The 21,998-nt window shown below is 74.2% G+C and carries 22 protein-coding genes; 10 read left to right on the top strand and 12 right to left on the bottom strand.

Annotated features, from left to right (window positions below):
* Both AB0K37_RS14695 and AB0K37_RS14690 read left to right on the top strand, forming a co-directional pair.
* The coding region (locus AB0K37_RS14695; protein WP_363980150.1) for a LuxR C-terminal-related transcriptional regulator at positions 1-1,542 on the top strand (1,542 nt) is incomplete at its 5' end.
* A 164-nt stretch (positions 1,543-1,706) separates the two neighbouring features.
* Entirely contained in the window at positions 1,707-2,456 is a 750-nt protein-coding gene (locus AB0K37_RS14690) for an SDR family oxidoreductase (protein WP_363980147.1), read from the top strand.
* Between the two features lie 145 nt (positions 2,457-2,601).
* Here the strand turns inward: AB0K37_RS14690 and AB0K37_RS14685 are convergent, their stop codons facing one another.
* From AB0K37_RS14685 to AB0K37_RS14670, 4 genes are all read right to left on the bottom strand, one after another.
* Positions 2,602-3,657: a CU044_5270 family protein gene (locus AB0K37_RS14685; RefSeq protein WP_363980144.1), complete on the bottom strand. Its 1,056-nt coding sequence runs from the start codon at positions 3,655-3,657 to the stop codon at positions 2,602-2,604.
* Positions 3,654-4,259 (bottom strand): RNA polymerase sigma factor, encoded by a 606-nt coding sequence (locus tag AB0K37_RS14680; protein ID WP_363980141.1) that lies wholly within the window; start codon positions 4,257-4,259, stop codon positions 3,654-3,656. Before AB0K37_RS14680 ends, AB0K37_RS14685 begins: the two co-directional genes overlap by 4 nt.
* Before the next feature lie 120 nt (positions 4,260-4,379).
* Positions 4,380-4,844 (bottom strand): SRPBCC family protein, encoded by a 465-nt coding sequence (locus AB0K37_RS14675; RefSeq protein WP_363980138.1) that lies wholly within the window; start codon positions 4,842-4,844, stop codon positions 4,380-4,382.
* Positions 4,841-5,086, bottom strand: a complete 246-nt coding sequence (locus AB0K37_RS14670; RefSeq protein ID WP_363980135.1) for a hypothetical protein — start codon at positions 5,084-5,086, stop codon at positions 4,841-4,843. The genes AB0K37_RS14675 and AB0K37_RS14670 overlap by 4 nt, the downstream gene beginning before the upstream one ends.
* Positions 5,087-5,197: 111 nt before the next feature.
* Between AB0K37_RS14670 and AB0K37_RS14665 the strand changes: the two genes are divergently transcribed.
* A complete protein-coding gene (locus AB0K37_RS14665) occupies positions 5,198-6,037 on the top strand; it encodes a hypothetical protein (protein ID WP_363980132.1) in 840 nt (279 codons plus the stop codon).
* A 21-nt stretch (positions 6,038-6,058) separates the two neighbouring features.
* On the opposite strand, the gene AB0K37_RS14660 is transcribed toward AB0K37_RS14665, so the two are convergent.
* Entirely contained in the window at positions 6,059-6,979 is a 921-nt protein-coding gene (locus AB0K37_RS14660; RefSeq protein ID WP_363980129.1) for an NADP-dependent oxidoreductase, read from the bottom strand.
* A 103-nt stretch (positions 6,980-7,082) separates the two neighbouring features.
* Here AB0K37_RS14660 and AB0K37_RS14655 point away from each other — a divergent pair, with 103 nt between their 5' ends.
* The 5 genes from AB0K37_RS14655 (at position 7,083) to AB0K37_RS14635 (ending at position 10,082) form a co-directional block, all read left to right on the top strand.
* On the top strand, positions 7,083-7,442 hold the full coding sequence (locus AB0K37_RS14655) for a VOC family protein (protein ID WP_363980126.1): 360 nt from the start codon (positions 7,083-7,085) through the stop codon (positions 7,440-7,442).
* Entirely contained in the window at positions 7,439-7,750 is a 312-nt protein-coding gene (locus AB0K37_RS14650) for a metalloregulator ArsR/SmtB family transcription factor (protein ID WP_363980123.1), read from the top strand. Before AB0K37_RS14655 ends, AB0K37_RS14650 begins: the two co-directional genes overlap by 4 nt.
* Positions 7,747-8,691: an ATP-binding cassette domain-containing protein gene (locus AB0K37_RS14645; protein WP_363980120.1), complete on the top strand. Its 945-nt coding sequence runs from the start codon at positions 7,747-7,749 to the stop codon at positions 8,689-8,691. The genes AB0K37_RS14650 and AB0K37_RS14645 overlap by 4 nt, the downstream gene beginning before the upstream one ends.
* 144 nt (positions 8,692-8,835) lie before the next feature.
* Entirely contained in the window at positions 8,836-9,630 is a 795-nt protein-coding gene (locus AB0K37_RS14640) for an ABC transporter permease (protein WP_363980117.1), read from the top strand.
* 17 nt (positions 9,631-9,647) lie between these two features.
* Positions 9,648-10,082 carry an SRPBCC domain-containing protein gene (locus AB0K37_RS14635; protein ID WP_363980114.1) on the top strand — a complete coding sequence of 145 codons (435 nt, stop codon included), beginning with the start codon at positions 9,648-9,650 and terminating at the stop codon, positions 10,080-10,082.
* Between the two features lie 230 nt (positions 10,083-10,312).
* On the opposite strand, the gene AB0K37_RS14630 is transcribed toward AB0K37_RS14635, so the two are convergent.
* A complete protein-coding gene (locus AB0K37_RS14630) occupies positions 10,313-12,193 on the bottom strand; it encodes an ABC transporter ATP-binding protein (RefSeq protein WP_363980111.1) in 1,881 nt (626 codons plus the stop codon).
* Positions 12,194-12,318: 125 nt separating this feature from the next.
* On the opposite strand from AB0K37_RS14630, the gene AB0K37_RS14625 reads away from it, so the two are divergent.
* The gene (locus tag AB0K37_RS14625) at positions 12,319-13,473 is read left to right on the top strand and encodes an aminotransferase class V-fold PLP-dependent enzyme (RefSeq protein WP_363980108.1); all 1,155 of its coding nucleotides are present in this window, start codon (positions 12,319-12,321) and stop codon (positions 13,471-13,473) included.
* Between the two features lie 24 nt (positions 13,474-13,497).
* On the opposite strand, the gene AB0K37_RS14620 is transcribed toward AB0K37_RS14625, so the two are convergent.
* From AB0K37_RS14620 to AB0K37_RS14610, 3 genes are all read right to left on the bottom strand, one after another.
* Positions 13,498-13,917: a CBS domain-containing protein gene (locus tag AB0K37_RS14620; protein ID WP_363980105.1), complete on the bottom strand. Its 420-nt coding sequence runs from the start codon at positions 13,915-13,917 to the stop codon at positions 13,498-13,500.
* 72 nt (positions 13,918-13,989) lie between these two features.
* Complete coding sequence (locus AB0K37_RS14615) at positions 13,990-15,051, bottom strand: LCP family protein (RefSeq protein WP_363980102.1); 1,062 nt, start codon at positions 15,049-15,051, stop codon at positions 13,990-13,992.
* Positions 15,052-15,053: 2 nt separating this feature from the next.
* Entirely contained in the window at positions 15,054-15,635 is a 582-nt protein-coding gene (locus tag AB0K37_RS14610) for an RNA polymerase sigma factor (RefSeq protein ID WP_363980099.1), read from the bottom strand.
* A gap of 214 nt (positions 15,636-15,849) precedes the next feature.
* On the opposite strand from AB0K37_RS14610, the gene AB0K37_RS14605 reads away from it, so the two are divergent.
* Entirely contained in the window at positions 15,850-18,612 is a 2,763-nt protein-coding gene (locus AB0K37_RS14605) for a hypothetical protein (protein WP_363980096.1), read from the top strand.
* A 13-nt stretch (positions 18,613-18,625) separates the two neighbouring features.
* Here AB0K37_RS14605 and AB0K37_RS14600 read toward each other — a convergent pair whose 3' ends face one another.
* From AB0K37_RS14600 to AB0K37_RS14590, 3 genes are read right to left on the bottom strand one after another with little or no spacing between them, the layout of a single operon-like run.
* Entirely contained in the window at positions 18,626-20,050 is a 1,425-nt protein-coding gene (locus AB0K37_RS14600; protein WP_363980093.1) for an aminotransferase class V-fold PLP-dependent enzyme, read from the bottom strand.
* A complete protein-coding gene (locus AB0K37_RS14595) occupies positions 20,040-21,380 on the bottom strand; it encodes an MFS transporter (RefSeq protein ID WP_363980090.1) in 1,341 nt (446 codons plus the stop codon). The genes AB0K37_RS14600 and AB0K37_RS14595 overlap by 11 nt, the downstream gene beginning before the upstream one ends.
* Positions 21,377-21,985: a TetR/AcrR family transcriptional regulator gene (locus AB0K37_RS14590; protein WP_363980088.1), complete on the bottom strand. Its 609-nt coding sequence runs from the start codon at positions 21,983-21,985 to the stop codon at positions 21,377-21,379. The genes AB0K37_RS14595 and AB0K37_RS14590 overlap by 4 nt, the downstream gene beginning before the upstream one ends.
* Positions 21,986-21,998 lie beyond the last annotated feature (13 nt).

Genomic DNA, 21,998 nt, shown 5'->3' with positions numbered 1-21,998 from the left:
TACGAGCGCGCCGCGCGGCTCAGCACCGAGCCGGAGGGCAAGGCCCGGCGGCTCGTCCACGCGGCGCGGGCCTCCTACGACGCCGGCCGGCCCGACCAGGCCGCCCGCCTCGCCGAGGAGGCCGAGCACCTCAGCGCCGAGGACGGGGTCGTCGCGGAGGCCACCTTCATCCGTGCCCAGGTCGCCTACGAGCGCACCTCGCCCGCCGCCGACGCCGAGCTGGCGCTGCGGGGGGCGTCGCTCATCGCCGGGAGCGATCCCGAGCAGGCGGTCGCCATGCTGACGGAGGCCGTCTGGGCCGCCCGGGACGCGGGTGCCCACGATCTGGTGCGGCGCAGCGTCGAGCTGCTCGGGACGGTGCGGCTGCCGGGCGGCTCCCCGAAGGCGCCGGTGACCGCCGCGCTGATCGCCTACGGTCGGCTCGCGGACGGCGTGCCGGGGGCCGTCCCCCACATGCGGGCCCTCTTCGAGGCCGCGCGGAGCGGCGAGGTCGAGGAGGCCGTCGAACTCGTCATCGGCGGTTTCATGGGCCTGCTCGTGGCCGACGACCGCGGCGCCACCGAACTGCTGGAGCGGATGGCCGCGCAGGCCAGGGCCCGCGGCGCGCTCGGCTGGCTGCCCTACATCCTGGAGGCCCTCGCGATCGGGCGGGTGCTGCTCGGCGACCTGCGCGGCGCGGACGCGGCGGCGGCCGAGGGAATGTCGCTGGCCGCCGACATCGGCATGGACACGCAGGTGACCGCGCTGCGGTGCATCGTGGTGCGGCTGGAGTCGGACGCCGGCCGCAGCCGCGCCCTGGCGGCGGGCGTCCTCAAGCACTCCGGCCTCCACCCGACCAACACCGCTCTCGCGTCCTGGGGCCTGGGGCTGCTCGACCTCGCCGAAGGGAACGCCGGAGCCGCCCTGGAGCGGCTGGACGCGGTGTGCTCGGGCCCGTCCCGGCACGACGTGCTGATCCGCGCCGTCCCGGACCACGCGGAGGCGGCGGTGCGCGCCGGGCGCCCGGAGCTGGCCCGCGCCCACCTTCCCGCGTTCGAGACGTGGGCGGCGGCCACGTCGAGCACGGCCCTGATCTCCCGCTGCCGCGCCCTGCTCGCCACCGGGGACGAGGCCGGCGAGCACTACCGCACCGCCCTCGGCCTGCACGGCGACCGCGCCTACGACACCGCGCGGACCCGGCTGCTGTACGGGGAGTGGCTGCGCCGCCGGCGCCGCCGCCCCGAGGCCCGGGAGGAGCTGACCGCGGCGCGGGAGGCGTTCACCAGGCTCGGCGCCGAGTGCTGGGCCGAGCGCGCCCGCGCGGAGCTGGAGGTCCTCGGGGACCGTCCGGCGGCCAGGGCCGGGGACGCCGACCCCCTGAAACGGCTGACCCCGCAGGAGCTCCAGGTCGTGCGGCTCGCCGCCGCCGGGCTCAGCAACCGGGAGATCGGCGCGCAGCTCTACCTCAGCCCCCGCACGGTCGGGCACCACCTCTACAAGGCGTACCCGAAGATCGGCGTCACGCGCCGCGTGGAGCTGGCCCGGCTGGTATCGGACACATGACTTAGGCCTGCCGCCGCACCCGCCGGGCCCGCCTCCCCGGCGCCGCTCCCCGGCCCGGTCCGGCCCTGCCGACCTGCGCCGTTGAACACCCGTTCGATGACCGATGCGGGCCGTCCGGCCGCGCTCGTAGCGTCGTGCCCACCTCAGACGAACGGAGAACCACGATGCTTCTGGAGAACAAGACCGCGGTCGTCTACGGCGGAGGCGGCGGCATCGGCGGCGCCATGGCGCGCGGTTTCGCGGCCGAGGGCGCGCGGGTGTTCCTCGCCGGCCGCACCCCCGCCAAGCTCGACGCCGTCGCCGAGGAGATCCGGGCCGCGGGAGGCCTCGCCGAGACGGCGCGCGTGGACGCCCTGGACGAGGACGCCGTGAACGGCTGGGTCGACTCGGTCGTGGAGACGGCCGGCAGCATCGACGTGTCGGTCAACGCCATCTCCCAGGACGCGCTGTTCGTGCCCCTGCTCGACATGCCGGTGGCGGACTTCGGCCGGGCCATGGACAAGGTCGCCCGCTCGTTCCTGCTGACCACCCAGGCGGCCGCGCGGCACATGGTCAAGCAGGGCTCGGGCGTGATCCTGCACTTCGGTGGCTCCGACCCCACCAACAGGATGCCCGGCATCGGGACGGTGCAGGTCGGCTGCGACATGGTGGAGGCGATGCGCCGCCAGTGGGCCTGCGAGCTGGGGCCGCACTCGGTCCGCGTCCTGTCGATGCGCACCGGCGGCATCCCCGAGTCCATGCCGAACATCCCGGACATGGAGCCGATCAAGCAGCAGATGGTGGACGCCACCCTGCTCAAGCGCGCCGCGACGCTCACCGACGTCGGCCGCGTCGCCGCCTTCCTGGCCTCCGACCACGCCGCCAGCCTGACCTCCACGCAGGTCAACATCTCCGCCGGCGCCCTGGTCGACTGACTCGGGACCGTCCGGCCGATCCGAGTCCCGGGCGCGGGCGCGGGCGGACGGCGCGACGGGGGCGATGACGCCTCACCCGCTGCGGCGGGCCGCGATCCGGGCCCACCGGCGCGGGCGAGGCGTCATCCCGGCGTGTCCTCCCCGCTCAGCCGCGGCCGCCCGGCTTCGACACGAAGGAGGACGCCATCAGGGCGCCCCAGCCCGTGATCTGGCCCCGCTTCAGGGGCAGCAGGCCGGGCTCCCGGTGGTCCTTCACCGCGATGGCGCGGAAGCCCAGGTACGCGTAGGTCTTCGGGTCGATGAGGATCTCGCTGCGCAGGTAGCCGTTCTCGACGCGGTAGAGCGTGACCCCCCGGCGATGCCCGAGATCGGCGGCCGCGGGCTCGTAGCGCACGCCGGGGATCCTGGCGGCGGCGCCGTACAGCGCAGCCTCGATCTTCGAGGGGAGGACGGCGTCGCGCATGAAGCGGGAGACCAGCTCGAACGCCGCGGAGTCGCGTTCGTCGGCGGTCGGCGGCTTCGGCTTCGCCTTCTTCATCAGGGCGTACTTCTCGCGCGTCCGCTTCGGCAGCCCCTCCGGGATCGGCTTGCCCCACTCGGCGAGACGGCGGGCGTACTCGGCGTCGATCGTCTTGTAGATCCGGGCGAGCACCGCACCGGGATCGGTGGGCAGCGAGAGCAGTTCGGGATAGGTCGGGGTGTACTTCGAGCCCTCGGCGACGCGCAGCCTCCCGTCCTCGATCACGGCGAACCGCTTGCCGTCCGTCCGGCGCCACAGTTCCTGGCTGCGGGTCTTGTCCGGGGCGCCGAAGAGGGGCCGTCCGCCGCCTTCCTGGGTCTCGGCGTAGACCGTCTTCAGGTAGGCCCACTGCGTCGGACCGATCTTCGGAACGGGCTTGGTCGCCGCGACCAGGGCGGCGTTGTGGGCCAGGTCCTGGGGGGCGCCGACCGGACGCAGGGCCAGGGGGCCGGGCTCCTGCTCGCCCCGGCCGCCGACGGTGACGGCGGTGGCGGCGGCGATGGCCAGCGCCCCGGCGAGGGCTCCGGCCGTGAGGAGGCGCCGGCGGGCCCGCCACGGCCGGGCCGGGGAGGCGGGCGCCCCGTCACTGAGGCGGACGCGCAGGCGGGCCTTGGCCAAGCGGTCGTACTCCGGGACGTCCGGGCGGCCCTCGCGGAACAGGGTGATCTCGTCGGTGGTCATGTCGCGTTCTCCTGGAGGGGGTGGGCGCCGCCGAACGCGCGGTGCAGCTTCTTGCGGATCCGGTGCAGGCGGGACTTGATCGTGCCGAGGGGGACGCCGAGGGCCTGGGCCGCCTCGTCGTAGCTCAGGTCGGCCCAGGCGATGAGCAGGAGCAGGTCGCGGTCGGCGGCCGAGAGCCGGGTGAGCGCCGCGGCGAGCTCGGGCCGGAGCCGGCCCGCCGCGACCCTGGCGGTGCTGCGCTCGTCGAACGCCTCCTCCGGCCGGTCCGGCGCCGCGCGGGCCATGGCCCTGGTGCGGCGGGCCTCGGCGCGGCGGTGCTCGCGCAGGGCGTGCGTGGCGATCCCGTAGAGCCACGGGCGCGCGTCCGGCCGGCCGGGGTCGTACCGTCCGCGCTTGCGGAAGGCGGTCAGGAACGTCTCCGCGACGACGTCCTCGGCCATGTCGGGGCCGAGGCGGCGGGCGACGTAGCGGTGGATCTCGTCGCCGTGCCGGTCGAAGAGGTCCGCGAAACGCTCGGGTTGCCGGAGCGACTCCCGCAGGACCGCGGCGTCGGTCGCCGGACCGGGAGGGACATCCGGCTCCGTCCCCGAAGGTGCGGTCATCATGTGACTCGTCCGTTCACAGGGGTCCTTTCGGTGGGCTTTCACCCGGTACTCGACCGGTCGCGCCGGACGGGTTCCCTCTGTTCGTGGAGCGGGACGAGTGCACGCCTCGGTCGCCGGTCAGGCGGACGGGCCTTGGACGTCGGCGTGCAGGGCCTCGGCGATGGCGTCCTGCCAGGCCGCCAGGAAGGCGGGGTATCCGTCGGCGAAACGCCGCAGGTGGGCGGCTCCGTCGCCGGAGAGCGCGGTGAGCTCGTAGGTGACGGTCACGTCGGTGTGGTCGCCTGCCCGGTCCAGGACGACGGAGACCGTTCCCGCGCTGACGCCCGGGGTGACGCGCGCGTAGCGGATGCGCCGTCCGGGGACCGCGTCCACGACGATCCAGGTGGTGGTCTGGCCGTGATCGCGGTCGGGCGTCTGGAAGACCGTCCCGGGTTCGGCGTCGTCGGCGACGGGCGCGGGGAAGGACGGCGCCCATCCCGGCACCCACCTCCGCTCGCCCTGCGCGGTGAACAGGGGGAAAGCCTCGTCCGGAGGCAGCGCGACCGCCAGGCGGCCGGCGAGCCGGTGCCGGGCGCCGCTCATCGCGTCTCGTCCAGGGCGTGCGCGTCCGCCGCGGTCAGCGTCAGGCCGTAGACGTCCTTGAGCTGCTCGATCTTGGCGAGCGTCTCCGGCGAGAAGGGGGCCTTTCCCTCGAAGGCGTGCAGGGCGATCCCCTCGACCAGGTCGCCCAGGGACAGGTCGAGGTACTCGGCCAGCGCCTTGAGGACCTTGAGCACGTTGCGCTCGATCCGCACGCCGGTCTGCACCCGCTCAACTTTTACCATGGTACCAAGTTACCAACTCATCCCGGCGCGGGGTGGCCAGACCCGGAGGATCACCTTTACCTTGGACGACCACGCGATCTTCGGACATGGCGGGCGGAAGGGATGGAGCGCATGCCGGAACCTTCGGCCGCGTCCGGCGAAGAGCCGTCGACGGAAGGGCAGGCGACGGAAGGGCAGGCGACGGAAGGGCAGGCGACGGGCGGCCCGCGGGGCCGGCTGTGGTGGGCGGCCTGGCTCGTCCCGGGCTACGCGATCTCCTACGGGCTCGTCCTGCCGGCCCTCAGCGACGACTTCTGGTGGCTCGGGATCCCCGGGATGCTCGGTCTCGCGTGCGTGGTGCTCGTGGCGCTGCACGTGCTGCTCGAAGGACCGTTCCGCGGCGCCGTCCCCTACGCCACGGACGGCACCGACCGCCGGGGCCCGGTGAAGCACCACTACAAGGTCCTGATCGGGCGCTATCTCCTGCTGGTGGCTGTCAGCGGTCCGATGGTCGTCGTGCCGCTCGCCGTGGATGTCCGCTACCTCTACCCGTTCGTCGGCACGGGCCTGGTGGCGCTGCTGCTGGGGACGAGGTTCTGGCTCCCCCAGATTCTCTACCTGCGCAAATGCGCCCGGGTGCTGAAGGTCTACGACTTCGAGTTCCGCTCCCCCGTGAAGAAGTCGAACCTGCGCGGCAACGGGGTGCGGTCCCTGACCCTGGGCGAGGGCGGCTCTCCGCGCATGTCGGCCCGGGAGCCGCTGTTCTCCGACCGGTGGCCCAGGGGGATCGAGCGCGGAGTGTGGTTCGCCGGGGACGACCCCTTCGGCGGGGTGATCCTCGTCCCGGGCACCGGTGAGCTGATGTGCATGCAGCCCGAGGTCTGGGCGGCCCAGGACACGGCCCGGCGGCAGGCCGCGCACAAGCGCCGGGAGAAGGCGCGCCAGGCCGGGCTGGCGCGCAAGTCGATCTAGCCGCTCGGGGCGGTCCGGCGGCTAGGGCGTGATGACGAGCTTGCCGCGCGTGTGCCCCCCGCGGCTGGCGTCGAAGGCCTCGCCCACCTTCTCCAGCGGGTACGTCCCGGCGACCTCGACCGTGAGCGCGCCGCGGTCGGCCATGGCCGCGAGCTCCGCCAGCTTCGCGCCGTTCGGACGGACCCAGACCCAGTGGCCGCCGTGCTCGTCGACCGTGTTGTCGGCGACCGACACGTGCCGCCCGCCCTCCGCCAGGACGGCGAGGGTGGCGTCGAGCTGGCCGCCCACGAAGTCGGCGACGGCGGTCACCCCGCCGGGCGCCAGGTCGCGGACGCGCTCGACCAGGCCGTCCCCGTAGGCGACGGGCTCGGCGCCCAGTCCCCGCAGGAAGTCGTGGTTCTTCTCGGACGCCGTGCCGATGACGCGGGCGCCGCAGTCCCGTGCGATCTGGACAGCCAGGCTCCCCACCCCGCCGGACGCCGCGTGGATGAGCAGGACGTCGCCCGGACCGACGTCCAGGCGGTCGAGGGAACGCTGCGCGGTCATCCCGACGAGCGGCAGCCCGCCGGCCTGGTTCCAGTCGAGCGACGCGGGTCGGCGCGCCACGTCGTCCGCCGCGACCGCGACGTACTGCGCGAACGTCCCGGCGCCCACGACGTCCTTGCGGGCGTAGGACATGACCTCGTCGCCGTCCGCGAACTCCGGCGTGTCGGGGCCGCGTCCCCGCACCACCCCGGCGACGTCCCAGCCGGGGATGACGGGGAACATCGCGTCCATCATCCCGTCCAGGCCGCCGGTCATGACCTTCCAGTCGACGGGGTTGACCCCCGCCGCGCGGACCTCGATCAGGACCTGCCCCGGGCCGACCTTCGGGTCCGGGACGTCCCCGACCTTCAGGCGGGAGTTGTCGCTGGCGAAGGAGTCATAGGTGACGGCGCGCATGCCCTCAACCTGCCACCCGGCCCGCCCGGCAAACATGGCCGCCATCATGTAGGGATTCTCCTACGCTTGACATGTAGGCATCCTCCTACATAACTTCGGGCGCATGAACATCACGCATGTGCGGCTGCTGACCGTGCCGGTCTCCGACCAGGACGCGGCCAAGGACTTCTACGCGACCAAGCTCGGCTTCGAGGTGGTGATGGACCGTTCGACGGGCCCGATGCGCTGGCTCCAGGTGGCGCCCAAGGGAGCGGAGACGAACGTCGTCCTGGCGAACCACGTGCCCGGCGCGGCGCCCGGCAGCGTGCACGGGCTGATGCTGGAGACGACCGACCTCGACGCGGACTGCGAGCGCCTGCGCGACGCCGGAGTGCGGGTCGAAGGCCCGCAGGACCTCCCCTGGGGCCGGCAGGCCACGCTGACCGACCCCGACGGCAACGGCATCGTGCTGGCCGCGCGGTGACGGTGGACGTCTTCGCGGCCCTGGCCAGCCCCGTCCGGCGGGAGCTCACCGCCCTGCTGCTGGACGGGCCGCGCCCGGTCAACGACCTCGCGGCGCACTTCGCGATGAGCCGCCCGAGCGTGTCGGAGCACCTCAGGGTGCTGCGCGACGCCGGGCTGGTCAGCGAGCGCCGCGACGGCCGCCGGCGCCTCTACAGCCTGGAGCCCGCGCCGCTGCGGGAGCTCTCGCAGTGGCTCACCCCGTACGAGCGGTTCTGGCGGGAGAAGCTCTCCAACCTGCGCGACCTGCTCGACGAGGAGGACCTGTGACCCCCGTCGTCGAGGCGTCCGGCCTGGTCAAGCGGTTCGGGGACGTGCGGGCCCTCGACGGGCTCGACCTCGTCGCCGAACCGGGCCGGGTCGTCGCGCTGCTCGGCCCGAACGGCGCCGGGAAGACGACGTTCGTCCGCGCGGTGGCGACGCTCGTCCGGCCCGACGGCGGCACCCTGCGCGTGGACGGCGTCGACGCGGCCCGCGAACCGGGCCGGGTGCGGCGGCTCATCGGCCTGGCCGGCCAGTACGCGGCCGTCGAGGCGGCGATGACCGGGCGGGAGAACCTGGAGATGATCGCGCGGCTGTTCGGGCAGAACCGCCGGACTGCCCGCGCGAGCGCCGCCGAGGTGCTCGAACGGCTGTCCCTGGCCGAGGTGGCCGACCGCCTCGTCCGCACCTACTCGGGCGGCACGCGCCGCCGCCTGGACCTCGGCGCGAGCCTGGTCGGCGCGCCCCGGCTCCTGCTGCTGGACGAGCCCACCACCGGCCTCGACCCGCGCGGCCGCATCGAACTGTGGGACGCCATCGGCGCCCTGGTCGCCGACGGCGCGAACGTCCTGCTCACCACCCAGTACCTCGACGAGGCCGACCGCCTCGCCGACCACGTCGTGATCATCGACCGGGGCCGGGTGGCGGCCGAGGGCACGCCCCGGGAGCTGAAGTCGCGGATCGGCGGCGACCTGGTCGAGGTCCACGTCCGTGACCGCGCCGCGCTGGCGCCCGCCGCCCGCGCCCTGGAGGCGATCGCCCCCGTCCACGCCGACCCGCCGTCCCTCCTGGTGACCATGCCCGCCGCCAACGGCCCCGACGACCTGCTGAAAGCCGTCCGGGCCCTGGCCGACCACCACGTCCCCATCGAGGACGTCACCCTGCGCCGCCCCACCCTCGACGAGGTCTTCCTGGCCCTCACCACCACCCCCGACAGGACCCCCGTATGAGCGCCACCGCCGCCCGCGGAGACGGCGGGGACGACCGATGCCGAGAACGGAGTCAGGTATGAGCCGCACGTCCACATGGCGCGGAGGCCGGTCGAAGGCCGCCGCCCCTCAGAGGCGCGGGAACGGACGGCGTTGCGAGGCGGCATGGCGGTGACTTCGGGCGTTGGTGGAGTGGGGTTCGGGGCGGCGTCTTGGGTGGTCGCCCAGCGGGGCATGCGGCGGATGCTGCGGACACCGCAGATCATCGTGATGGGTCTCGTGCAGAGCGTCGCGTTCCTGCTCATCTTCCGGTACGTGTTCGGCGGCGCGATCGGCACGGGCGGCGTCGGATACGTCGACTACATGATTCCGGGGCTGCTGACGGTGAGCGGGCTGTTCGCCGGGATGAGCGCGGCGGTCGCGGTCGCCGAGGACATCGCGTCCGGCCACCTGGACCGGCTGAGGTCGCTGCCGATGCCGCGCACGGCCGCGATCGCGGGTCAGGTGGTCGCCGACACGGTACGCGTGGCACTGATCCTCCTGGTGAGCGCCGCGCTGGCGTTCGCCGTGGGGTTCCGGGTGCACGCCGGCTGGGCGTCCGCGCTGGCCGGGTTCGGGTTGTGCGCGCTGTTCGGGTCCGCGTTCGTCTGCATGTTCGTGGCGCTGGGGCTGCTGACCGCGAACCCGCAGGCGGCGCAGGGCGTGGGGTTCCTGGCGCTGCCGTTGAGCTTCGTCTCCGGCGCCTACGTCCCGGTGGCGACGATGCCCGGATGGCTGCGGGGCTTCGCCGAGCACCAGCCGGTCACCGTCATGATGGACGCGGTGCGGGTGCTCACCCAGGGCGACGCGGCGGGCCTCGGGCACGGCGCCGAGCACTACGTCGTGCGGGCACTGGCGTGGACCGCCGGGATCGTCCTGGTGTCGGGCGCCGTCGCCGTCGCCCGTTTTCGCAGGGTGTGATGTGGAAGAGGGGGAACATGAGCGGTGAGCGGGCCTCGATCGAGGTGGACGAGTTCCTGCCGCATCCGCCCGCGAAGGTGTGGAGGGCGCTCACCGAGCCGGAGCTGCTGGCCCGGTGGCTGATGCCGAACGACTTCAAGGCCGTCGTCGGGCACCGCTTCACGTTCACCGCCAAGCCGATCCCGGCGATCGGCTTCGACGGGACGATCGCGTGCCAGGTCCTCGACGTCGAGGAGGCGGGCCTGCTGCGCATCAGCTGGCGCGGCGGCGGCCTCGACACGACGGTGACGTGGCGGCTCGTGCCCGAGGGGCGCGGTACGCGCCTCTTCGTCGAGCACGCGGGCTTCGACCTGGACGACCCCGTCAACGCCCACGCCTTCCGCGGCATGGGCAGCGGCTGGCGCTCCAACGTCCACCGCTCCCTACACGACCTCCTCACCAACCTGCCCTAACCCACCCCGCCCCTACCGAGCCCCCGCACCGCCCGGCGCGCCGCTGGCTTTGCCGCGTGGTTTGAGGGTGCCTGTGGCACCCGGCCGCGGTATGCGGCCTCGGTGGGCGCGCGCGGCGGTTGCTTGGCGCGTGCCGGGGGTTCCTGCGGGCCCGCGCCGCCGCCTGGACATGAGGCGGAGGCGCGGGCGCGTGGTCGGTGTTCCGGGCGGGGGCGGGTTGCGGCATCCGGTCAGGCGACGGGCTCCAGGGGCGGGTCGTCGGCGAACTGGGTGCGGTAGAGGTCGGCGTAGCGGCCGTCCGCGGCGAGGAGTTCCTCGTGCGTGCCGCGTTCGACGATGCGGCCGCTCTCCACGACGAGGATCAGGTCGGCCGCGCGGACCGTCGACAGGCGGTGCGCGATGACCACGGCGGTGCGGCCGTCGAGGGCCTCGGTGAGGGCCTCCTGGACCGCGGCCTCGGACGTGGAGTCGAGGTGCGCGGTGGCCTCGTCCAGGATCACGACGCGCTGGCGGGCGAGCAGGAGCCGCGCGATGGTGAGGCGCTGGCGCTCACCGCCGGACAGGCGGTAGCCCCGCTCTCCGACGATCGTGTCGAGACCGTCGGGCAGGCCCTCGATGAGGGCGTCGAGCCGGGCGCGGCGCAGGACGTCCCAGAGCTCCTCCTCGGGCGCCTCGGGGCGGGCCAGCAGGAGGTTCTCGCGGATCGACTCGTGGAACAGGTGCCCGTCCTGCGTCACCATGCCGAGCGTGTCGCGGATGGCCTGGAACGACAGGTCGCGGACGTCGACGCCGCCGAGCCGGACGGCGCCGGAGTCGACGTCGTAGAGGCGCGGCAGCAGTTGCGCGATCGTCGACTTGCCCGCGCCGGACGAGCCGACCAGGGCGACCATCTGGCCGGGCTCGGCGCGGAACGACACGTCGTGCAGGACGTCCACGCCGCCCCGGGTGTCGAGGGTGGCGACCTCTTCGAGGGAGGCGAGGGAGACCTTGTCGGCCGACGGGTAGGCGAAGGTGACGTTGTCGAACTCGACGGCCACCGGGCCCTCGGGCACGTCGCGGGGCTCGGGCTTCTCGGCGACGAGCGGCTTGAGGTCGAGCACCTCGAAGACCCGCTCGAAGCTGACGAGCGCGCTCATCACCTCGACGCGGGAGCTGGCCAGGGCCGTCAGCGGCGCGTAGAGGCGGGTGAGCAGCAGGGCGAGGGCGACGACGGCGCCGGCGTCGAGGTGGCCGCGCAGGGACAGGAACCCGCCGACGCCGTAGACGAGCGCGAGGGCGAGCGCCGAGACCATGGTCAGCGCCGTGATGAAGACGTGCTGCACCATCGCGGTGCGGACGCCGATGTCGCGGACGCGGCGGGCCCGGGCGGCGAACTCGGCCGACTCGCGGGCCGGGCGCCCGAACAGCTTCACCAGCGTCGCGCCGGGGGCGGAGAACCGCTCGGTCATCTGCGTGCTCATCGCGGCGTCGTGCGCCGCGGCCTCGCGTTCGAGCTTCGCCAGGCGGGTGCCCATCCGGCGGGCCGGGAGGACGAAGACGGGCAGCAGGACCAGCGCCAGCAGAGTGATCTGCCAGGAGATCCGCACCATCACGGCGAAGGTGAGCAGCACCGTCACGAGGTTGCTGACCACTCCGGAGAGGGTGTCGCTGAACGCGCGCTGGGCGCCGATCACGTCGTTGTTGAGCCGGCTGACCAGGGCGCCGGTGCGGGTCCGGGTGAAGAACGCGACCGGCATGCGCTGGACGTGGTCGAACACGGAGGTGCGCAGGTCGAGTATCAGCCCCTCGCCGATGCGCGCGGAAAGCCACCGGTTGAGGAGCCCGAGGGAGCCCTCGGCCAGCGCCAGGACCGCGATCACGATGGCCAGCCACACGACCGTGGACGTGGAGTCATGGTCGACGATCGCGTTGACGACCCATCCGGCGAGGACGGGCGTCGCGACGGCGATGACCGCCATCACCACGCTGAGCAGGAGAAAGGCCGTGAGGATGCCCCGGTGCGGGCGGGCGAAGCGGCCGATGCGCCGCAGCGTCGCCCTGGAGAACGGCCTGCTGTCCCGCGCGTTCATGGCGTGGTGCAGCGACATCCACGCCGTGACTTCCATGTCCATGGAGCCCCCTGTGATCGTTAGCCTGGGACAGCAAGCATGCGACCTCAAGAAAGGTTGAGGTCAAGCCGCCGCCGGACCCCAGGGTCCCGCGGGGGTACGACATTTCCGCGAGGGGAAGGCTGCCTGTGAACATCGACGAGCTCCGGTCCGACACCCCCGGCTGCGCGAAGGTGGCCCATCTCAACAACGCCGGGGCCGCGCTGCCGCCCCGTCCCGTCATCGACGCCGTCGCCGGGCACTTCGAACTGGAGTCGCTGATCGGCGGATACGAGGCCGCCGAACGCAACGAGGCGGCCATCGCGCACTTCTACGACGCCGTCGCCCGGCTCCTGGGCGCCCGCCGCGACGAGATCGCCTTCGTGGAGAACGCCACCCGGGCGTGGGACATGGCCTTCTACGCGATCCCCTTCGCCGAAGGCGACCGCATCCTGACGACGACGAGCGAGTACTCCAGCAACGCGATCGCCTACCAGCAGGTGGCGGCGGCCAAGGGCGCCCGCGTGGAGGTCGTCCCGGACGAGTCCGACGGCACCCTCTCGCTGGACGCGCTGGAGGCCGAACTCGCCAAAGGGGACGTCCGGCTGGTGTCGCTGAACCACATTCCCACGCAAAACGGGCTTATCAACCCGGCCGCCGAGGTCGGGCGATTGTGCCGCGCGCACGGCGTCCTGTACCTCCTGGACGCGTGCCAGTCGGTGGGCCATCTCGCCGTGGACGTCGACGAGATCGGCTGCGACATCCTGTCGGCGACGGGGCGCAAGTTCCTGCGCGGCCCGCGCGGCACGGGCTTCCTCTACGTCCGGCGCGAGATCCTTCGGACGCTCGTCCCGCCGTTCCTCGACCTCCAGGCCGCCGACTGGAAGGCGCCGGACGGGTTCGAGATGCGCGATGACGCCCAGCGGTTCGAGACGTGGGAACGGCACGTCGCCGGGCAGATCGGGCTGGGCGTCGCCGCCGACTACGCGGCCGGCCTCGGGGTGGAGCGGATCGAGGACCGCGTCCTGGGGCTCGCCGCCCGGCTCCGGGAGGAGCTGGCCGCCCGGCCCGGAGTCACCGTCCTGGACAGGGGCGCGCGGCCGTCCGGCATCGTCACGTTCACCGTGGACGGACGCGACCCGGCCGCCGTCAAGGCGGCGGCCAGGGAGCAGGGCGTCAACGTCAACGTGACCGACCCGCGTTCACACGGATACGACCCGCACGCCCGTCCATCGGCCGTGCGGGCCTCCGTGCACTACTACAACACCGACGAGGAACTGGAGCGGCTCCTGTCCGTGCTGTAGGCGGGCATGACGTGGGCGGGCATGTCAGGTGTTGGAGCGCGCGGCGCTGATGTCGGCGAGCGCCGACGCCGAGTCCTTCTCGATCGCCAGGTCGCCGATGGAGACGATGCCCACCGGACGACCGTCCTCGATGACGGGGAGCCGCCGGACGGACCGCTCGCGCATGATCTGCGCGGCCTTGTCGAGGGAGTCGTCGGGCCCCACCGTCGCGGTCACCTTGCTGGCGATCTGGCCGATCTTGGCCTGGGCGGGGTCGCCTCCTGCGGCGAGCCCGCGCACCACCAGGTCGCGGTCGGTGACGACGCCCTTCAGGTCGTCGCCCTCCGCCACCAGGACCGCACCGATCTCCTCGTCGCGCATCGCGCGCGCCACGGTGACGATGTCGAGCTCCGGCGACACCGACGTAGGCGAGCCGGTCATGATGTCGCGGACTTTCGTGGCCATCGCTCACTCACTCCTTGCTCGTGGGTCGTAGCCGGGATCGATGCGGCCCCTACCCCTCAGACCGGGTGTCACTCATCGCGTCAGGAACGGCGCGAGCACCTTCCGGGCCGCGGCCTCGTCCACCACCAGCCGGTTCGGGTCCGAGGGGGCGGGACGGACGGGGATCGTGGCCGCGGCGACTCCGCCGCTCCCGTCGTACCCGCGCGCCAGCGTCCGCAGCGCCCCGGCGTCCAGCTTCGGCGTGCTCTCGATCGAACCGGCCGCTACGGCGAGGAAGCGCGCGAACCGGATCGGGTCCTTCGCCATGACCACCTCGGCCTGCCGCGCCGCCGAGGCGAGGAACTGCTGCTGGCGCCTGACGCGGTCGAGGTCCGAGCCGTCCCCGAGGCCGTGCCTGGTCCGGACGTAGGCGAGCGCCTGCTTCCCTCTCAGCCGGTGCCGGCCCGCGGGAAGTTCCAGCCCCGACTTGGAATCGTCGACCGCCGTCGGCAGCGTCACCTCGACCCCGCCGAGGGCGTCCACCATCCGCGCGAAGCCGCCGAAGTCGATCACCACGGTCTGGTCGATCCGGACGCCGGTCAGCGACTCCACCGTCCTGCGCGTGCAGGCGGCGCCGCCCCTCGGGAACGCCGTGTTGATCGTCGCCGGCCGCCCTCCGGCCCGGCCGCAGGCGGGCATCGGCACGAGCACGTCCCGCGGGATGCTCACCATCCGCGGCCTCTTCCGGTCGGCGGGGACGTGCACGAGCATCAGGGTGTCCGAGCGCGACGCGCCGGCGTAGCGAGCGTCCAGCCCGATGACCAGCACGTTCAGCGCACCGCCCGCGGTGGGCGCGGTCGAGCCGGTCGCCGCCGGCCTCGCGTCCCGCCCGTGCAGGAGGACCGCCGGGACGAGGATCGCCGCGGCCGTCACCGCCGCGACCACGCCGAGCAGCGTCCACCGCGCCATGCCCTTCACCCCCGCCATGCCCCTCACCCCTGCCATGCCCGTCAGCCCCGCCATGCCCGTCCAGCGCGCCATGCCGCGGCGCCCGTGCCGCGCCTCGTCCAGCAGCCGGCCGCGCTGGCGGGCGAGGGACGGCGGCTCGTGCTCCAGGTCGCGGCCGAGGCCGCGGATCAGGTCGAGATCGTCCATGGTCACGCCTCCTCGCGGGTCGGGTCGGTGTCGCCGAGCGCCGCGCGCACCTTGCGCCGCGCCCGGTTGAGGCGGGAGCGGACCGTGCCGACCGGAATGCCGAGCGCCCGCGCCGCCTCCTCGTAGGACAGGTCGCCCCAGGCCACCAGCAGCAGGACGTCCAGGTCGCGGCGCGCCAGGCCGGACAGCGCCGCCGCCAGCGCGGGACGGGTCGCCGACGCGGTCACCCCCGCCGCGACGCGGTCGTCGGGCCCCTCGACGGGACCGTCCACGGGGCTGCGCCGCAGCGCCCGGTAGCGCGCGGCCTCCGCCCTGTGGTGCCGCGCGACCAGCTTCGTCGCGATGCCGAACAGCCACGGCCGCGCGTCACGCTGCTCCAGGTCGTAGCGGTTCCGCTTGCTGAACGCGACCAGGAACGTCTCCCCGACGACGTCCTCCGCCGCCTCCGGCCCGAGCCTGCGGGAGACGTACCGGTAGATCATCGCTGAGTAGCGGTCGAACAGCGCGGCGAACGCCTCGGGTTCGGCGAGCGATCTCTCGACGAGATCGGCGTCGCATTCCCGAGCCGTCGGGGGAACGGTCATCGCGGCCACCATGGCATGCGCACCGGGCCTTCCCGTGCGGGGACGTTGTCAGCGATGTATCTCCGCGAACCCCGCCCCAGGTTCACGGCGACACGGCGCGCGCCGATACGGATCCCGGCGAACCTTCCCGATAAAATGCGCATCCTCTATATGCACGGGGTTGTCGGCAGGACCGCTCCGCCGCCTGTCAGGGACGAGCAGAGGGGGTCTGCACGTGGGCGACGACGCCGAGCTCGACGCGGAACCGGCGCGCAACAGAACCGCCGAGTTCCGCGTGCCGGTGAAGGTCAACCTGACCCGTCCGGACATCGCCGTCCGCCGTCCCGCCAAGCCTCAGGACGAGCCCGGCGACGAGGCCGCGGACGAGGCTGCGGACGAGGCCGCGGACGAGGTCGCGGACGAGACTGCGGACGACACCGGCGGCGAGGGCGGCGAGGGCGGCGGCGATGAGCCGGCCGAGAAGCCGGCGGGCCCCACCTGGTACGTCCAGTTCACGCCTCCTCCCCCGGACGAGGAGCCCGAGCAGGAGGCGCCTTCCGCCCCCGCTGCTCCGGCCCCTGAGACCGAGCCCTGGCGACCCACGTCCCGCTCCGTCCAGGATGAGGAGCCCGCCCAGGAGGGCGACGCCTCCTCCCCGGCGGAGCAGTCCCCGGCCGAAGAGCGCCCCAGGGACGACGACGTCCGAACCACCGCGCCCCGGCAGGACCGTGCGGCCGCCGCCGAACCGGCGGAACCGGCGGAACCGGCGGAGCGCACCGACGACGACCGCGAGGCGCGCAGCGCCCCGAGGCGGCGCCATGCCGCGCCCCCGAAGCCCGACGACGATCCGCCTCCGGCCGCCTCCCCCCGGAGCAGCGGCCGTCACGCGATACGTCCCGCGACCGAGCATCCCCAGGGCGCCCCCGAGCCGGAGGCACAGCGGGAAGCGGCGGGCGATGCCTCCGAGGCCGGCGCCGGCACGGCTCCGCCCGTCAGGGGGCGTCGGCACGCGGCCCCCTCTGACACCGAACGCCCTCAGGGCACGGCTCCGCACGCCGCCCCCGCGCCGCCGCAACACCAGGAACACCCAGGCGACGTCCACCAACCGCGCGGCAGGCGGGCCCGCCCCGCACCGCCCGACGCCGAACGTCCGCAAGGCGCGCCCACGCCGGCGGCACAGCAGGGCGCACCTGGCGACGTCCGCGAGCCCCGTGCCGGCGCGGCGCCGGTGACTCCGTCGCGACACGCGCCACGCCCCCAGAGGGAACGCCCCCCAAGGGCCCCGGCACCGGCCGGGCAGCAGGAAACGCCGGGCGACGTCCACGAGGCGCGCGCCAACGCGGCGCCGCCCGCCCCCGCCCGGCGCGCCGCGCCTCCCGAGACCGAACACCCCCAAGGCGCGGTCCCGCGCACCGCGCCCGCCCCGCCGCAACACCAGGAACGCCTCGGCGACGCCCAGGAGACGCGGGGCGACCGGGCGCTGCCCGCCCCGCACCGGCCTCCCGCGCCGCCCGACATCGAACGTTCCCACGCCGCGGCCGCACCGGCCGTGTGGCCGGAGGCGCCCGGCGACGTCCGTGGCGGCGCCTCCTCGTCCGCCGGACCTACGCGGGTCGAGCGGTTGCCGGATCTGTCGGCGCAGGGCGGCCCCTGGGAGGCCTCGCTCCCGGCTCCGGCGGCGCGGACGTCGGGCCAGTGGAGCGTGCCCTGGGACGGGGCGGCATCACCCGCGCAACCCGCCCAACCCGCCCAACCCGCCCAACCGGCCCAGCCGACGTATCCGGCCGCGCCCGCCGTGGCGGAGAAGCGGAAGGGCAAGCGGCGCTGGCTCGTCGTCGTCGCGGCCATGCTGGTCCTCGTGGCCGGGGTCGTGGCCGGGCAGCTGCTGCGGCCGCCGCCCGACCCGACGGTGCGGCTGACCCTCGCGTCGAGCCACACCTTCCCCGGCCAGGCCCCGGCGCTGCCGTGGCCCGCGGTGGGCCAGGCGGTGCTCTACGTGGACGGGATCGGGACGATGGGCTCGTCCGGCGGGGCGGTGCCGACGCCCACGGCGAGCGTCGCCAAGGTGATGACGGCCTACGTGTACCTGAACGACCATCCGCTGAAGTCCGGCGAGGCGGGGCCGGTGCTGACGGTGTCACCTCAGGCGGCGGCGCAGATCCCGGCGCGCAAGCGGCGCGGCGAGTCGCTGCTCGAAGTCACGGCGAACCAGCGGCTGACGCAGCGCAAGGCGCTGGAGGCCCTGCTCATCATCTCGGCGAACGACGTGGCGCACGAGCTGGCGCGCTGGGACTCCGGGAGCGACCAGGCGTTCGTGGCGAAGATGAACGCCGCGGCGAAGCGCCTGGGCATGACCGGCACGCGCTACACCGACCCGAGCGGCTACCACTCCGGCACCGTCAGCACGGCCGCCGACCAGGTGAAGCTGCTGCGGGCGGCGATGGAGATCCCGGCGTTCACCGAGATCGTGAACAACCGGATGTACGTGCCGGACGGCGGCGGCTCCCCGCGGCAGGGCGGCAACTTCATCCTGGGGCGCAACGGCGTGGTCGGCGGCAAGACCGGGTACACGGACGCGGCGGGCGGGAACTACGTGTTCGCCGCGCGCCGGGACGTCGGCGGCACGCAGACCCTGATCGTGGGCGCGGTGATGGGGCAGCGCTCCCCCAGCGCGGCGGACGCCGTCAACACGGCGGAGGGCATCCTGGTCGCGGCCGAGCAGGCCATGGTCGCGGCGCCGCTGGCGCGCCCCGGGCAGACGGTCGCCTGGATCGAGGACGGGCTCGGCGGCCGCAAGGCGCTGACCGCCACGTCGCCGGTGAACGTCGTCGGCTGGCCCGGCCTCACCGTGCCCGTCCGCTTCGACGGCGACCCGCCCGCCGAGCCCGCGCGCGGCACGAAGGCCGGTGTCGTGGAGGCGGGCGCCGTCCGGGTGCCGGTGGAGGTCGGCACGGGACGGGCCCCGTCCATCGTCAAGCGGCTGACGCGCCTCGGCTAGGCGCGTCCGGGACTCACGCGTACAGCGCCGACAGGAAACGGATCAGCAGGGCCTCGCGGGTGGCGGGCGGCAGGGCGTCCAGGATGGCGTTGACCATGGCCATCTCGGGCTCCTCGCCGCCCGCGAGGTCGACGCCGACCGACGCGAGCAGCCCCGCGAATCCGGCGTCGTCGAGGCTGTCGAGGTCCAGGCCGGCGAGCGCGTCGACCAGGCCGGGCGGGACGTCCGGCGGCCCGGCGCCGCGGGCGGCCTTCACCGCGTCGGCGAGCGCCGCGAGGAGCGCGTCGACGTCGCTGACTCCGGTGAGCGTGAAGTGCAGGTTCGGCGGGATGCCCTGGTAGGACAGCTGCGGCTGGAAGAACCAGCCGCGTGCGCGGGCCTCGTCGGCGACGACGAACACGTCCAGCGCCGGGTCGGTCGAGGCCACGGCGACGAGGGGGGCGGCGGGCTCGCCGAGCACCCGCAGGCCCGGGATCCCGGCGACGCCCGCGGCCAGCCGCTCGGCCGCCGCCATCGCGGACTCGGCGAGGTCGCGGTAGCCCCGGGCGCCGACCGCCATGAGGGTCGCCCACGCCGCGCCCAACGGCCCGGCGCTCTTGCTGCTCTGCACGCCCGCGTTGATGACGGTGTAGCCGGGCCATTCCGCGGACGCGAAGTAGGCGCGGCGGCGGAGCGACTCGTCCGCGAACAGCACGACCGATGCCCCCTTGGGCGAGTAGCCGTACTTGTGCAGGTCGCAGGACAGGGACGTCACGCCCGGCACGGACAGGTCGAACGGCGGGACGTCCCGTCCGGCGTCGCGGAGCCAGGGCAGCACCCAGCCGCCGACGCAGGCGTCCACGTGGCACGGCACCCCGGCGGACGCCGCGATGGAGGCGATCTCCGGGACGGGGTCCATGACGCCCTGCGGATAGGACGGCGCCGACGCGACGACCAGCACCGTGCGGGGGGTGAGCGCGGCGGCGGTCGCGGCCGGGTCGGCGCGGAACGCGTCGTCGACGGGAACGTGCACGACCTCAAGGCCGAGATAGTGCGCGGCCTTGTGGAACGCGGGGTGCGCGGTCGCCGGCAGGACGATCTGCGGTGTGCCCTCCACCGGCCGTGCGTCCCGCGCCGCCTTCACCGCCAGCATGATCGACTCGGTGCCGCCGCTGGTGAAGATGCCGGTGCCGCCGCCCAGCTTGTCCGCGACGCAGCCGACGATCTCGCGTTCGAGCGCGACGATGCTCGGGAACGCCGTCGGGTCCAGGCAGTTGACCTCCAGCATCTCCTGGTAGGCGGTGGCGGCGAGGTCGTGCACGGCCTCCCGCCCGGTGTCGTAGACGTAGGCGGTGACCTGGCCGCCGCGCACGGGCAGGTCGGCGTTCCGCAGCCCGGCCAGTTCGTCGAGCAGCTCGGCGCCGGGGCGGCCGGCTTCGGGAAGGCGTTCAGACGGCATGTTCCGGTGTTCCCTCGATCGGGCGGTGGACGGCGGCCTGCCGGCGGTAGGCCAGCAGGAGGGGGACGCTGAGCAGCAGCAGGGCGGCCGGGACGAGCGTGAACCCGGCGGTCAGCCCGGTGAGGGCGGACTCCGGCTGGACGACGGGGGTGTCGAGGTCGGAGGACTGGAACGACGAGGCGGCCAGGATCAGCGCGAAGACGCCGGGCCCGAGGGCGAGCGCCCCCGTCTCCGCCGCCGTCCACAGCCCGGTGAAGGCGCCGGACTGCGCGTGGCCCGTCCGTCCGGCGTCGGCGTGGACGGTCTCGGGCATCAGCGACAGAGGAAGCAGCTGCACGGCCGCGTAGCAGACGCCGACCAGGGCGCTGAGGGCCAGGACCCCGGCGGTGGAGGTGATGAGCGGGTAGGCGGCGGCGCCGGTCGCGGCGAACACCACCAGCGCCGCCGCGTAGCAGCCGACCTCCCCGTACCGGCGCGCCAGCCACCGCCACAGCGGGACCGCGAACGCGCTCGGCGCGACCATGCAGACGAACATCGCCGAGGTGAGCCCGTAGTCGTCCAGCCGGTACGTCGCGACGTACGGGGCGCCCGCCAGCATGATCGCGACGGCGAGGGTGTTCCCGACGTGCGCGCCGAGCAGCAGGAAGAACGGCCGGTTGCCGCGCGCGGTGCGCAGCGCGGCGGCGAGGCCGAGCGGGTGCGGCCCCGGCCGGGACGGGATCCAGCGGGTGGCCAGCGTGCTCGCCAGCATCGCCGCGCCCATGACGAGCCCGATCACGGCCCCCATCAGGGCGTATCCCGCGCGCCCTCCGCCGGCGGCGCCGGTCAGGACGGGCGCGAGCCCGCCCGCGACCAGGATGCCGACCGTCAGGCAGACGACCCGCCACGCCATCGCCCGGCCGCGCTCGGACGGCTCACCGGAGATCTCCGCGGGCAGCGCCACGTACGGCACCTGGAAACACGCGAACGCACTGGCGGCCAGCAGGAACATGATTCCGGCCCAGCCGGCCGCGAACCCGGGCGAGTCGACCGGCACGGCGAACATCGCGGCGAACAGGAGCGGCAGGGTCAGCGCGCCCAGCAGCAGGAAGCGGGTGCGGCGGCCCGTCCGGACGGCCTCGCGGTCGCTGGCGGCGCCGACGATCGGGTTGAGGAGCACGTCCCAGGCCTTGGGGACCACGAGGACGGCCCCGGCGATCGCGGCGGACACGCCGAGGACGTCGGTGAGGTAGTAGAGGAGCAGGAGGCCGGGGACCGAGGAGAACACGCCGGTGCCGATCGAGCCGACGCCGTAGCCGAGGAGCCGCCGCCGGGGCAGCGCACCGCTCATCCGGGGCTGCCGGCGGGCGGGCTGATCGCCGCGGCGACCGTCCGGCGCATGTGGGCGCGGAACCGGGCGACCGCCTCCGGGTCGTCCAGTTTCCGGCGTTTCCCCTGCTGGTCGAGGAGGCCGCCGGAGCCGAAGCCGTGCGTGCACCAGACGACCGTCCACACGAGGAAGTCGAGGTCGACGTCCTCGCTGACGACCCCGCGGACGGCCTCGCTGACGATCTCCATCAGGGGCCGGACGTAGTCGTCGTCCAGGTGCGCGACGTCGGCGGCGTCCGACAGCCAGCGGTGCATCCACAGCGCAGGGATCTCGGGCCGCGCCATGCAGAGCTCGACGTACCGGTCGACGAGGGTGAGGACGCCCTCCACGTCCGGGGTCATCTCGGCGAGGGCCTCCTCCAGCACCTGCCGCTCGGCCCGGTGGGCGCGCTCCATGACGATGAGGTACAGGTCGCGCTTGCCGCCGACGTGGTAGGCCACGGTCGCGACGTTCAGCCCGGCGGCCTCGGCGATCATCCGGGTGGACGTGCCGTCGTAGCCGAGGGCCGCGAACAGCCGGGTGGCGGCCTCGATGATCCGGTCTCGTCCGGAGTCGGTGCTGCTCATCCGCCCAAGCTAG

Source organism: Actinomadura sp. NPDC049753 (assembly GCF_040674655.1).
Lineage (GTDB): Bacteria > Actinomycetota > Actinomycetes > Streptosporangiales > Streptosporangiaceae > Spirillospora > Spirillospora verrucosospora.
Note: the sequence above shows the minus strand (reverse complement) of the source record. Positions and strands in the feature narration are given on the sequence as shown.